The sequence below is a fragment of the Arthrobacter sp. V1I7 genome (assembly GCF_030817015.1).
GTDB lineage: Bacteria > Actinomycetota > Actinomycetes > Actinomycetales > Micrococcaceae > Arthrobacter.
This window is the reverse complement of record NZ_JAUSYS010000001.1, coordinates 2,623,118-2,635,613: the sequence shown is the minus strand read 5'-3', so window position 1 is coordinate 2,635,613 and position 12,496 is coordinate 2,623,118. Positions and strand designations below refer to the sequence as shown.

At 61.1% G+C, this 12,496-nt stretch carries 11 protein-coding genes; all 11 read left to right on the top strand.

Features of this window, described 5'->3' with window-relative positions:
* Positions 1 to 147 precede the first annotated feature (147 nt).
* The 11 genes from QFZ69_RS12190 to QFZ69_RS12140 all read left to right on the top strand — a co-directional run bounded on the left by QFZ69_RS12190 (position 148) and on the right by QFZ69_RS12140 (position 12,482).
* Positions 148 to 690, top strand: coding sequence for a VOC family protein (locus QFZ69_RS12190; RefSeq protein ID WP_306918487.1), 543 nt, complete (start codon positions 148 to 150; stop codon positions 688 to 690).
* An 8-nt stretch (positions 691 to 698) separates the two neighbouring features.
* On the top strand, positions 699 to 1,367 hold the full coding sequence (locus tag QFZ69_RS12185; protein ID WP_306918485.1) for a GntR family transcriptional regulator: 669 nt from the start codon (positions 699 to 701) through the stop codon (positions 1,365 to 1,367).
* 861 nt (positions 1,368 to 2,228) lie between these two features.
* On the top strand, positions 2,229 to 3,437 hold the full coding sequence (locus QFZ69_RS12180) for an amino acid ABC transporter substrate-binding protein (protein WP_306918483.1): 1,209 nt from the start codon (positions 2,229 to 2,231) through the stop codon (positions 3,435 to 3,437).
* A gap of 18 nt (positions 3,438 to 3,455) precedes the next feature.
* The gene (locus QFZ69_RS12175; protein WP_306918482.1) at positions 3,456 to 4,337 is read left to right on the top strand and encodes a branched-chain amino acid ABC transporter permease; all 882 of its coding nucleotides are present in this window, start codon (positions 3,456 to 3,458) and stop codon (positions 4,335 to 4,337) included.
* Positions 4,334 to 6,277 carry a branched-chain amino acid ABC transporter ATP-binding protein/permease gene (locus QFZ69_RS12170; protein ID WP_306918480.1) on the top strand — a complete coding sequence of 648 codons (1,944 nt, stop codon included), beginning with the start codon at positions 4,334 to 4,336 and terminating at the stop codon, positions 6,275 to 6,277. The genes QFZ69_RS12175 and QFZ69_RS12170 overlap by 4 nt, the downstream gene beginning before the upstream one ends.
* Positions 6,274 to 7,008 (top strand): ABC transporter ATP-binding protein, encoded by a 735-nt coding sequence (locus tag QFZ69_RS12165; protein WP_306918478.1) that lies wholly within the window; start codon positions 6,274 to 6,276, stop codon positions 7,006 to 7,008. The genes QFZ69_RS12170 and QFZ69_RS12165 overlap by 4 nt, the downstream gene beginning before the upstream one ends.
* 79 nt (positions 7,009 to 7,087) lie before the next feature.
* Positions 7,088 to 8,023 (top strand): NAD(P)-dependent oxidoreductase, encoded by a 936-nt coding sequence (locus QFZ69_RS12160; RefSeq protein WP_306918476.1) that lies wholly within the window; start codon positions 7,088 to 7,090, stop codon positions 8,021 to 8,023.
* Positions 8,020 to 9,330: a Xaa-Pro peptidase family protein gene (locus tag QFZ69_RS12155; protein ID WP_306918473.1), complete on the top strand. Its 1,311-nt coding sequence runs from the start codon at positions 8,020 to 8,022 to the stop codon at positions 9,328 to 9,330. Before QFZ69_RS12160 ends, QFZ69_RS12155 begins: the two co-directional genes overlap by 4 nt.
* 646 nt (positions 9,331 to 9,976) lie before the next feature.
* On the top strand, positions 9,977 to 11,077 hold the full coding sequence (locus QFZ69_RS12150) for an LLM class flavin-dependent oxidoreductase (RefSeq protein WP_306918471.1): 1,101 nt from the start codon (positions 9,977 to 9,979) through the stop codon (positions 11,075 to 11,077).
* Positions 11,077 to 11,607: a DoxX family protein gene (locus QFZ69_RS12145; protein WP_306918469.1), complete on the top strand. Its 531-nt coding sequence runs from the start codon at positions 11,077 to 11,079 to the stop codon at positions 11,605 to 11,607. The genes QFZ69_RS12150 and QFZ69_RS12145 overlap by 1 nt, the downstream gene beginning before the upstream one ends.
* Before the next feature lie 38 nt (positions 11,608 to 11,645).
* Positions 11,646 to 12,482 (top strand): ABC transporter permease, encoded by an 837-nt coding sequence (locus QFZ69_RS12140; protein ID WP_306918467.1) that lies wholly within the window; start codon positions 11,646 to 11,648, stop codon positions 12,480 to 12,482.
* The last annotated feature ends 14 nt before the right edge of the window (positions 12,483 to 12,496 follow it).

Sequence of the window (12,496 nt, the reverse complement as noted above, 5' to 3'; positions counted from 1 at the left end):
GCGGAAAGTTCCGCTGAAGTCCTGACAAGGAGGCTAGCCTAAGATTTTATACAATACAAGCCACATGCCGAGATTTCTGCGCCTTTTTCGTCCCTAGCGCGGACAATTGGATATAATAGGTGTCCTAGTCAGATGAAGGAGACAACGATGGAAACAGCAAAGCGACCGGGGATCCCTGGGATGCGCGGAACCGATCACATTGGCTTCACAGTCCCGGACCTCCAGGAGGCTCACAGCTTCCTGGTCGATGTGCTGGGCTGCGACGAGGTTTACACGCTCGGGTCAAAGCAGTCCGACGAGGACTGGATGAGCACTCACCTGGGGGTTCACCCGCGCACCGTCATCCGCGAAATAAGGTTCTACCGTCTTGGGCACGGATCCAATTTCGAGGTTTTCCTGTACGAATCGGCGGACGGCCAAAACGGCCAGCCCCGCAACAGCGATCTCGGAGGCCATCACATCGCCTTTTACGTTGACGACCTTGACGTCGCCGTCACCTATCTGCGCGAGCGAGGGGTTGAGGTCATGGGGGAACCGACAGCGAGCAAACAGGCGGCTGCCGGGCAGCGCTGGGTGTACTTCCGCAGTCCTTGGGGCATGCAGTTCGAACTCGTCAGCTTCCCCGATGGTAAAGAATATGAGAAGAGCCACGGGCCTCGGCTGTGGCACCCGGCCCATCCTGCGGAGTGAGGACAACCATGACTACACCCCAGCTGGCCGCCCATGGGGCGACCGGTGCACGGATCGCGGCCACGCTCCGCGACGCCATCCTTGCCGGTGACTACAGTCCGGGCGAGCGGATCAGACAGGACGAACTGGCAGAACAGCATGGAGCGAGCCGCCTACCGGTGCGCGACGCGTTGAGGATCCTCGAGGCCGAAGGACTGGTCACCCTTGTGGCCAATGCCGGCGCCTGGGTCACCCGCATCAGCCTGTCGGAATGCCAGGAGATGTACCGGATGAGAGAACGGCTCGAGCCACTGTTGCTCGGTATAAACATCCCGCTCCTCGCTGACGAGCAGATCGATCACCTCGCGCGCCAGGCAGACGCCATGGAGGCCACGACCGACGTCGAGCGCTTTTTGCAGCTGGACCGTGAATTCCACCTCAGCTGCCTCGAAGCCGCGCAGACGACCGTCCTGGGCGACACTGTGCGCAGCCTGTGGAACCGGACGCAGCATTACCGGAGGGCCGCTACCCGGCTCTTCTACAGCACCGGCGACCGGAGCCTGCACTTCGACCACCAACTACTCGTCGGAGCGATTCGACGGCGCGACGTCGAAGAGGCCGAGTGGGTGCTCGCGGGCCATATCCGCCGCAGCCGGCTTGGACTGGCAAGCCATCCCGACGTCTTCCTGGACAGCTAAAGCGCAGGCACAACTTTGGTGCGGCATGACCCTCGCCACCACCGACAACGCGAGCTGGTGAGGTCCGAGGAGGCATGCTTCCGGTCAGATTCCCTGGCTGATGATGAGGCCGGCAGATCGGCGGAGGACGGCATGTCCGCCGCGGATCAGAGAGCTCTTTCGTGCCGCGTGTGATGAGGCATGGGGGGCGCCGGATCGTTACATTTGGCCTGATGTTTTCGAACCTGCGACCGACAGCAGACCCCTTGGATTGCTTTACGGACAGCCACACTGCAGCGCCGTCGCCCGGAAACAAGTCATAGATAAGGGCCGGTAAGCAGTAAGCCGGGTCTTGTCAGAAAAAGTGCCTTCAAAAATTCAGGTGGTTGCCCGAGGTGCATGTGCAAGGACCTCCGGAAGGGCTCGTATCAGAACACCGTCCCGGTTGCGGCGAAATTCCGACCATTCCGCCTAACCAGTGCCACTGTCCGTCGCGGCATTGCTGATGTCCGCATTCCGGGCATGAACCCGGCATCTCTGCCGGCTTCTTAGCTGACGTACTGTTTCCGCGCATTCTTGTGATCCTCTCGCAGAAAAACCGGGCCGCGAAAGATGGCGGACCGATTTCAAAGTGGACGTTTTGCCTGAGTATTGGACGCCGAAACGGGTGGTGCAGCCATGCCAATTTCCGCCTTGCGTGCCTTCGAGGATCAGCAGCCTCCCCGCCCCGCCTCACGTCCACCGGGTGACGTCAAAGCCTGCCGATCCTGCTGTTGACTATGATCCACATCACCCGCTACAGTCAAGTGGAAATCGATTGCACAACAACGGCGTTTACTGTCCGTTGAATCGTGACCCCGTCTGACAAGGAAGTTGGAAATCGTGAGCATAAAAAAGCTTTTTACGGCGGCCAGTGCGGCAGCACTCCTGGTGACCCTGGCCGGATGCCAGGCCCCAGCCGCAGGGCCAGAGGTCCCGATTCGAATCGGTGCCTCGCTGCCCCTGACGGGTGAGTTCAGCCAGGGCGGCGCGGATACGCAGCGCGGCTACGAGGTCTGGGCAGCTCTACAGAATGAGCGCGGCGGAATCCTTGGCCGCAAGGTTGAGATGATTTACAAGGACGACGCGACCAATCAGAACACGGTCGTGTCCAACTACAACCAGCTGCTTTCCAATGAGAACGTGGACCTGCTGCTGGGCACCCAGTCTTCGCTGCTGAATATTCCGGCCTCGACAGTCGCCGAACGTGCCGGGATGCTCTACATCTGTGCCTCGTGCGCTTCACCGGAGATGTTCAACCGCGGGTTCGAGTACAGCTTCTTCTCGCAGCAGGCCCTGGCCTCCGAGCAGGGGGCCGCCTTCGCTGACTGGATCATTGGCCTCCCCGAGGGGGAGCGCCCGCAGAAGGTGGCTTATCCCTCATTGGACGATCCCTTCGCCACCCCGGCCGTGGAGGGCGTCAGGAAGAAGCTTGAGGCTGCTGGAATTGAAACGGCCTACGCTGACACCTACCCCGCGGCAACCAAGAACTTCGACGCGATTGTGACGGCCATTCGGGACTCGGGTGCCGAGGCGGTCGTCCAGGGGGCGCAGTTTGAGGACGGTGTGAACTTTGTCCGCGCTCTGAACCGGGCGAACTTCCAGCCGGAGATCCTCTACCAGAGCTCTTCGCCGACCTATGGCCAGCAATACGTGGACGGCGTTGGCGTGGAAAACACCGAGGGTGTGCTCTTCTCCTCCAGCTACCACGTCGACGCTGATACCAACGGCAATAAGGAGTTCGTGGCCAAGTACCGCGAGATGCACGGCGAACTCCCGCCGGAAGACGCAGCCGACGGGTACGCGGCCGGCCAAGTGCTGGCCTCGGTCGTTGAGAGTGTCGGCAGCACCGAGGACCAGAAGGCCTTGGCCGACTGGCTGCGGGGCAACCAGGTGGAGACCATCCTCGGAACGCTGGAATGGAACAAAGACGGGAGCCCCCGGGGCGAGTTCCTCCTCGGGCAGTGGCAAAACAAGGTCAGCGAGGTCGTGCTTCCCGCTGAGGCCGCCACTACAGACCGGATTACCCGCTGGCGCGGCGGGGAATCCTAAGACCGAGAGACACTAGAGATGATAACCCTCCTCCAACTCCTGATAACCGGCCTCCTGGTCGGCGCGGTGTATGCGCTCATGTCATCGGGGCTCACCCTGATTTTCGGCGTGATGCGTGTCGTCAACCTGGCCCACGGTGCCTTCGCGGTGCTCGCGGCCTACCTCACCTACACACTCTGGTCCTTGACCGGCCTGGACCCGCTGCTATCAGTCCCCATCATCGTCGCGGTGATGTTTGGTGTCGGCTGGCTCAGCTACAACCTCGTGGTGCGGCACGTGCGTGGAAGTCACATCTCCATGACTGTCCTAGTGACCTTCGGCATCGCCCTCACCATTGAGGGCATCGCCGGATTCGTCTGGGGCAACCAGTCCAGAACCGTGCGCACCGCCTACACGGACACCTCGGTCCAGATCGGACCGTTTTTCCTGCCCACAGCAACGCTGCTCGCCGCGGCAATCGCGGTGGTCCTGCTGGGCGCCTTGTTCCTTATCCTCAACCAGACCTGGATGGGCCGGGCAGTCCGGGCATCTGCTGTCAACGAGAGCGGGGCACTGCTTGTCGGCGTCAGCGTCAAATCCATCTCTGCCAGCGCCTTCGCGCTTGGCATCGCCACACTTGGCGCAGGCGGCGCCATTATCGCCGTGATGTACCCCTTCATCCCCGGAACCCACTACCAGTGGATCGCCCGACTGCTGGCGATCGTGGTCCTGGGCGGCCTCGGTAGCCTCATGGGCGCAGTCATCGGAGCGTTGTTGATTGGTGTGGCGGAACAACTCGCCACCCAGTACGTCGGCGCCTCATGGGTTGAGATCGTGCCCTTCCTCATCATATTCATCATCCTGATAGTGCGCCCTCAGGGCATTCTCGGGCAGAAACTCAGGGAGGACGCGACGGTATGAACACGACCAAAACGAATGCAAAGCCGAGCACGCCAAAGTCCGTCACGGTGCCAGAGGCCGCTAACGTCCCGGTGTGGGCCAGGACGGAGACTCTCCGGCGTATAGTCACCGTCCTGCTGGGGATCGCAGCGGTTGTCATCGCGCTGTTCCCCGTCATTCCGAACCGCTCCGCACAATCGACAGTTATCATCGCACTGGTGGTGGCCATCGGCGCTGTCGGACTGAACATCATCACCGGCTACACCGGGTATCTGTCCATTGGCCACTTCGCCTTCATCGGCTTCGGGGCATACTTCGTGGCGATTTTGGCCAAGGTCGTTCCCGGGGTGCCGCCATTGGTCTGGGTTCCCGTGGCGGGACTGGTCACTGCCCTGTTGGCCGTTCTCCTGGGCCTGGTGACCTACCGTTCCCGTGGGCCGTCGTTCGTGATCATCTCGATCGCGATGCTGTTTCTCATGCGATTCGTCGCGACCGAATGGAAAGCCGTCACCAACGGCACGTCGGGTATCACCATGCCGATGTACTCCTGGCCGCGCGAGTGGGGCAACTGGCCCATCCACCTCTCCCTGGTGGTCCTGCTTGGCCTGTCTCTGGCCCTTTCGTGGTGGATTCGTCGCACGAAGTTCGGTCTGGGTCTTATCGCCATCCGTGAGGACGAGGGTAAGGCCGGCACGGTGGGCGTGAACTCTCCGGTCTACAAGCTGCTCGCCTTTGGTGCCAGCGCCCTGTTCGTCGGCATGGCCGGCGGTGTGTACGGATACTTCATGGGATTCGTTGACCCTGTGAACATGTTCTCGATCCTGCTCAGCGTGCAGTTGGTGCTCGCCGTAATCCTCGGCGGCCGCGGGACACTCTTCGGTCCGGTTCTGGGCGCGTTCATCGTGGTTCCGCTGGACATCTTTGCCAACAACACCGGTGGAGGAGGCAACACGCGACTGGTGATGTTCGGGCTCCTGCTCATTTTCCTCGTGGTGCTGCTGCCCAAGGGCATTCTTCCCTCCCTGTCACATCAGTTGGAACGGATCCGGACTCGCGGCACCGCCGGCCTGTCCGGAACCCGTCTCGGCGCCGCGGACGAACTGTCGGTCCGTGACCGTCCCAAGGCGCCAAACCCGTCCGAAGTGGAGGCACGGCTGAAGGCGGCGCCTCCCATCCTCGAGGTGGAAGGACTATCCAAGTCCTTTGGTGGAAACCAGGCCGTCAACGACTGCACATTCACCGTTCCCGAAGGGTCCATCACCGGACTCATCGGTCCGAACGGTTCCGGCAAGACCACGGTTTTCAACCTCATTTCCGGGACCCTGCTGCCGGACGCCGGCACCGTGCGGATTGGGGGGACCGATATCAGCCGGATGCCCTCCTGGGGCCGCGCGCATCGCGGGCTCGGCCGAACCTTCCAGAGCACCAGGCTCTTCAAGGAAATGTCGGTGCTGGAGAATATCGCGGCGCCGCTCGGATCATTCTCAATCCCGCAGATGGGTCTGGACGCCGTCAGCGGCAAGGAGGCAGAACATGCCCGGGAACTGCTGGACTTCGTAGGCCTGTCCCGCTACGAGCAGGCCAAGGCGGGCTCATTGTCCTACGGTCAGCAGAAGCTCGTCGAGCTGGCCCAGGTTCTGGTCCTGGACCCGAAGCTCATCCTCCTGGACGAGCCCGCCGGCGGCATCAACCCGACGCTCATCGAGCGTATGGGGGACCTCATCCGTGACCTCAACGCCCAGGGCAAAACCTTCCTGCTGGTCGAACACAACATGCCGTTCGTCCTGGGTCTCTGCAACCCGGTCCGTGTCCTTGCCCAAGGCCACGTGATCGCCACAGGGTCCCCCGACGAGATCCAGAAGGACGATGCTGTCATCGACGCCTATCTGGGCGACGACTACCTGCTCGACAGCGACAACTCGGCCACAAAGCGAATGGCCGTCAAAGGGAGTGCATCATGATCAGGCTTGAAGGCGTAGTCGCCGGCTATGGTGGCGGAAACGTCCTCCAAGGTGTCGATTTCGAAATCGGCCGCGGCGAGCTCGGCTGCATCGTCGGTCCGAACGGGGCAGGTAAGTCCACCGTCCTGCGGGCGGTCAGCGGCCTCATTCATCCTAGTGAGGGACGAATCTTCCTAGATGGAGAGGACATTTCCCACCTGACACCACAGCAGATCCTGACCAAGGGCGTGGCCCAAGTCCCGCAGACCAACGGCCTCTTTCCCAACATGACGGTCAAGGAGAACATCCTCCTCGGCGCCTATGTAATCCGTCACGATCGGCAGCTTGTGAAGAACCGGCTGGCTGAGGTGCTGGACGCATTCCCCCTGGTCAAAGGTCGCCTCTCGACCCGGTGCGGACTGCTCTCGGGCGGCCAGCGCCGCATGGTCGAATTTGCCCGCTCGCTAATGCTCGACCCCAAGCTCGTACTCCTCGACGAGCCTTCCCTGGGTCTGGACCCAAAGTCCCTTGGCGTAATCGACGAGTCCGTGGCCATGATGCGTCAACGTGGCACGGCCATCCTCATGGTCGAGCAGAACGTCCGCTTCGGGATGCGCATGGCCAGCAGAGGAATCGTCATGGAATCCGGTCGGGTCCTGCTTGAGGGGCCGGCCGAAGAAATCAGCCAGAACCCGGAGATGGTCGCACTGTATTTCGGCGGCGTCATCCAAGGGAGCAGCACCGGTGCCTGACACCCAGATCCCGGCCGGCCTCCCCGGCCGCAACAGAACCACCACCACCAGAAAAACACACACGAAAAGGACTATCCCAATGAACACGAAACCCACTATCGGCTGGATCGGCACCGGACGCATGGGCTCGCAGCTGGTGCTGCGCTTGCTCAAGGCAGGATTTGACGTCACGGTCTACAACCGCACTGCCTCCAAAGCGCAGCCCCTGGTCGACGCCGGCGCACGCCAAGTGGAGCGGCCCGTGGACCTGGCCGACCGGGACATCGTCTTCAGCATGGTTTCTGCGCCCCGGGACCTGGAACAGGTGATGACCGGGGAGGGTGGTCTGCTGACCAATCCGGACCGTGCCCCCCACCTGATAGCGGACTCCTCCACGGTGTCCATTGACGCCTCTGAGAAGCTGCGCGCCGCCGCCGCTGAGCGCGGCACGGCACTGTTGGCCACCCCGGTGAGCGGCAACCCGGCGGTCATCGCCGCCGGCAAACTATCCGTGGCGGTCTCCGGACCACAGGCCGCCTATGAGGAAGCCCTGCCGGTCCTCGAGCACTTCGGTCAAAAGGTCACCTACGTCGGTGAGGGCGAATTGGCCCGCCTGGTGAAGATTGCCCACAACATCTTCCTGGGAGTCGTCACCCAGTCCATGGCCGAGATTACCGTGCTGGCCGAGAAGGGCGGGGTGCGTCGACAAGATCTCCTCGATTTCCTCAACGACTCCGTGATGGGCTCTGTCTTCACCCGCTACAAGACCCCGGCGCTAGTCAACCTCGATTTCACGCCGACCTTCACGCAGGTTCTGCTGCAGAAGGACTTCGACCTCGGGCTGGCCGCCAGTCACGAGCTCGGTGTCCCGATGCCGGTGGCTTCGATGACCCGCAACATCGTTGCGCAGGAGGTCGGCAATGGGAACACTGAGGACGATTTCGCCACCCTGATCTGTACTGTTGCCGCCGGCGCCGGCCTGAAGCTGATCCCGGAGGACGCGTCCGTCTCCAGCGGACTCGAGCCTCAGCGGTGACGCACCATAACCACGGCTCGGTCGGCGCCGCCCGGTTCGAGCGTCCGTCGCAGCGTCCCCCCGAGGTCAGGCCGCTCGGGGCACCAGGCCAGATGGGGGTCGACTACGAACACCGCGTCGACTTCGACCGGTTGCGTAAGTATCGGCTTGGCCGGGCTCAGGAGGCTCTCGAGGCAAGTGAATGCGGCGCGTTTCTGCTCTTCGACTTCTATAACATCCGGTACACCACGCAGACCTGGATCGGCGGGGCGCTCGGGGACAAGATGATCCGGTACGCGCTGCTGATGCGGGGTAAAGATCCGATCCTGTGGGACTTTGGTTCTGCTGTGCGGCACCACCAGCTCTACTCTGACTGGATGCCGACGGAGAACCACCGGCCCGGCTTCCTCGGATTCCGCGGTGCTGTTGCTCCTGAGGGGGGTGCAGACCTGATGGTCACAGCCGTTAAGGAGATTGTGTCGTTGCTCAAGGAGAACGGGCTGGCGCAGATGCCTGTCGGGTTGGACGTCGTCGAACCACCGTTCCTGTTCGAGATGCAACGGCAAGGCCTTACCGTCAGTGACGCCCAGCAGTCCATGCTGGACGCCCGTGTGATCAAGAACCGGGACGAGATCATGCTTCTGAACCAGGCGGCTGCGATGGTCGACGGTGTCTACCAAGACATTACCGAGGCGTTGCGCCCCGGCGTCAGGGAGAACGAGATCGTCGCCCTCGCGAATAAGCGCCTGTACGAGTATGGATCGGATCAGGTCGAGGCCATCAATGCGATCTCCGGGGAGCGGTGCAACCCCCATCCGCATAACTTCACGGACCGTATCATCCGCCCCGGAGACCAGGCCTTCTTCGACATCATCCACTCCTTCAACGGTTACCGGACCTGTTACTACCGCACGTTCGGGGTCGGGTGGGCCACCTCTGCGCAACGCGATGCGTATGTCACCGCTCGCGAATGGATGGACCGCGCCCTCGACGCCATCCGCCCGGGTGTGGGGTCGGACGAGGTCGCGGCCGTGCTGCCTAAGGCCCAGGACTTCGGTTTCGACAACGAGCTGGCTGCCTTCGGTCTCCAGTTCGCGCACGGCCTGGGCCTGGGATTGCACGAACGGCCAATCATCTCCCGCCTGAATTCAATGAAGGACCCGGTGGAGATCCGGCCCGGCATGGTCTTTGCCATGGAGACCTATTGCCCAGGCTCCGACGGCATTTCGGCAGCACGAATTGAGGAGGAGGTCGTGGTTACCGACTACGGTATCGAGGTCCTCACGAAGTTCCCTGCCCAGGAGCTCTTCGTGGCCGGACAGTATTAGTTCCGCGTATAGCCGGGACCGGCAAGGAGCGGGGTCTGCGTGTTGCAGGCCCCGCTTCTTGCCGCCCGGCACAACCATGGCACCCGGAGAGGGCACGGTCCTCTGGACCCGTACGTGCCAGAACTACGGCTGATTCCGACGATGCGGCAGGCCTCAGAATTGCCCATTCCCTGTTTCGTCAGCTGATCATAGTGAGCTTGTGCAGCGTTCGTGGGGGAGGGGAGCCCCGCGACATACTTGGTCTTTTCGATTCTGCCAATTGCAGCTCCTAAAAGAGCTCAGGTGTGGCAACGACCACCAGAGGCTAAGCCGTGACAATGGCTCACTTTTCGACCGTCACCGACAGCTGATTGGGGTAAGCGGCATCTTCTGAATGGCCAGCTTTACGGTCGAGACCTTCACGAGGGTCTCCGATGTGAGAAGGGCAAGGGGACGACGAAGTGGGGCCGGATCAGGCTGCACTTCACCCAAAGTGGACGCGGGTTAGATTGGCATTCTTACTCACAGGTCTGAGTCCGTCCTCAACAGGTGTGAAGAATTCCACACTGTTATTGTGCAATACCCCACAGGCGCTTTGACCCAGGTTCCGCCGACGCGAGACTTTGGAAAACAACATGCACATCCCATCCAATGGAGGACAAGAACCGTGCGATTTTCCATCTACCTGAATGCGCAGACCAGGGGCCCGCTAGAAGATGTCGAGATCATCGAGACCCTTATACGGCAAGCCCGTGAAGCTACTGATGCTGGCTTCGATGGCATTGCTCTTACCGAGCATCATTTCTCCGGTTACAACACTTACGGCGATAACTTTATGCTTGCAGCCCATCTCGCGCCTCAGGTGCGCCCGGGTACCAGGTTCAGCCTTGCAGTAGCAGTTCCCCCACTGCACAATCCGCTTCGGTTGGCGCAGAAGGCTAATCTTCTCGACGTGCTGACCAAAGGCGAAGTCATCATTGGCTTCGCGCCTGGTGGTTCACCGGTCGAGTATGCGGGAATGGGGCGTAACCCGTCCACCCGACATGATCAGATGTTCCACAACCTTGAGATTATGGAAGCGGCCTTGGCAAAGGGGATCGAGGACCCTGCGATGGAGTGGGAGACTGAATTCGAGCGGGGTACCCTCCATACGCGCATCATGCCAGGCTCGTACCGGGGAGGAATGCCGAAATTTGCGCGCGGTGCCCAGAGTGATGATGGTGCGGCCTGGACAGGGGACAAAGGTTGGTATCTATTCTCTGCCCGGGATGTCCCCGACGTGCTCGGTACCCGGTGGAGGGTGTATGAGCAAGCACTTCGCGGCTCAGGGGTGCCAGAGGCTTCTGTGCAGGAGTTGCTTGATTGGAGCATGGTTCAGAAGCAGATTTACGTGGCAGAAACGAACGAGCAGGCTGAAAGCGACATACGCGAACGTCTTGAGCTGATGGCCGAAAACCAGAAAAGAAGTTTTAGCCTGGTCAGCCACATCAAGGATTCGGAACACCTAAAGAGCGTCGTCGGGGTATCGCCCAGTAATCCTGACGAGTTCATTCAGCGGGCACTCATCATCGGCGACCCTGAGACCGTCACGGCACAGCTTCGCGAGTACGAAAATGTGGGCATCCGGCACATGGCGCTGCTCTTCAATTACGGGTTCATGACCCCGGAGGTAGCCGATCGTTCACTTCGCCTGTTCCTCGACGATGTGCTTCCCGCTTTCCGCCCGGAGTACAGCACGCTCGAGTCGACTTCGTTACGACCGATCTAATGGAATCGGGGATTGATGCCGGGCTATTGATACTCCGCGTTGTCGTCGGGGGAGTCATGATGTTCCATGGCACGCAAAAGTTGCTCGGTTGGTGGGGCGGCGAGGGTCTAAATGGGACAGCCGCATTCTTCGACCGTCAGGGCTTTCGTCCGCCAAAAGTCATGGCCGCCATCGCCGGCTGCATCGAGACCATCGGCGGCGCATTGTTCGGCGCGGGACTGTTTGTTTCGATAGCTGCGGTACTCCTCGTATCCACCTTGGTGAACGTCGTCATCCTCCACGCGCGCAACGGGCTGGACCGCAAGAAGAACGGATTCGAGTACGAACTGGTGCTGCTCGCCGCAGTCGCGGGCATTGCACTAACGGGACCCGGGGCTTACGCGCTCGACCCACTGTTCAGAGTTGACGTAGCTAAATATTTCACGCACCTCGTAGGCGTCGATACCAGTATCGCTTGGGGTGCCATCATGATTCTCGCTGGTGCAGCCGGTGGAATCGTTGTTGCCTCAACCAGGCGTAGAAAAGCCTGACGTGCACAGAAAATATGTCAAAGGAGACATACGAATCTATGACAACCTCAATACAAACAACACCGATATCGAGGGTTTGGCCTCGACAATCGCACCTAAAGCGGCGTGCCCAGTTGCTGCTGAGCGGGATGGCTGGCTTCGCGGCTATAGCGCTGACCTTCGAAATCATCGCCAGGATGGAACTGGTGAATCCGAAGTTGTTCCCGCCGGCATCCGTCGTATTGCCACGAGCAGTGGAGCTTCTGGTCGAGCCCGCATTCCTGACGGAGGTTGGCGCGACGTTGACGGCCACCCTCCTCGGCGTCGGAATTGGTTTTGTGATCGCCGTGCCTGCCGGCTTGCTCATCGGCTCGTACTCGGCCGTTTCACTGGGGGCAACGCCCATAATCGATTTCCTGAGGTCCGTGCCGGGAATTGCCATCATCCCTCTACTCGTCCTGACCTTAGGCCAAGGGCTGAGCATGAAAGTCGCCATTGTGCTGTACGTAGCCGTCTGGCCGATGCTCTTCAACACGGTGTACGGCGTCCGAGGCGTTGACAGGGTCGCGCTGGAAACTGCCCGCAGCTTTCGGATGGGGACGGTGAAGACCTGGTTCCGCGTTGTCCTTCCGAGCGCGCTACCTCTTATTCTCACCGGCTTGCGGCTCGCCCTCTCGACAGGGTTGACCGTTGCCATTGCCGCTGAGATTACGGTGGGTACCAATGACGGAGTCGGGTACTACATACTTCTCGCCAGCTACTCCGGCCTGAATCACGACACGGTGTTTGCAGCGGTCATCCTCGCGGGCGTGCTGGGCTTCGGACTGAACTGGCTCACGACCAGGCTGTCCGATCGATTCATCGCGTGGGACACACGAGGAGGAGCAGCATCATGACGACTCACGTCGAA

Coding starts and splice junctions, on each gene's coding strand:
- QFZ69_RS12190 (WP_306918487.1), top strand. CDS start 148: ATGGAAACAGCAAAGCGACCGGGGATCCCTGGGATGCGCGGAACCGAT.
- QFZ69_RS12175 (WP_306918482.1), top strand. CDS start 3,456: ATGATAACCCTCCTCCAACTCCTGATAACCGGCCTCCTGGTCGGCGCG.
- QFZ69_RS12140 (WP_306918467.1), top strand. CDS start 11,646: ATGACAACCTCAATACAAACAACACCGATATCGAGGGTTTGGCCTCGA.
- QFZ69_RS12170 (WP_306918480.1), top strand. CDS start 4,334: ATGAACACGACCAAAACGAATGCAAAGCCGAGCACGCCAAAGTCCGTC.
- QFZ69_RS12145 (WP_306918469.1), top strand. CDS start 11,077: ATGGAATCGGGGATTGATGCCGGGCTATTGATACTCCGCGTTGTCGTC.
- QFZ69_RS12185 (WP_306918485.1), top strand. CDS start 699: ATGACTACACCCCAGCTGGCCGCCCATGGGGCGACCGGTGCACGGATC.
- QFZ69_RS12165 (WP_306918478.1), top strand. CDS start 6,274: ATGATCAGGCTTGAAGGCGTAGTCGCCGGCTATGGTGGCGGAAACGTC.
- QFZ69_RS12160 (WP_306918476.1), top strand. CDS start 7,088: ATGAACACGAAACCCACTATCGGCTGGATCGGCACCGGACGCATGGGC.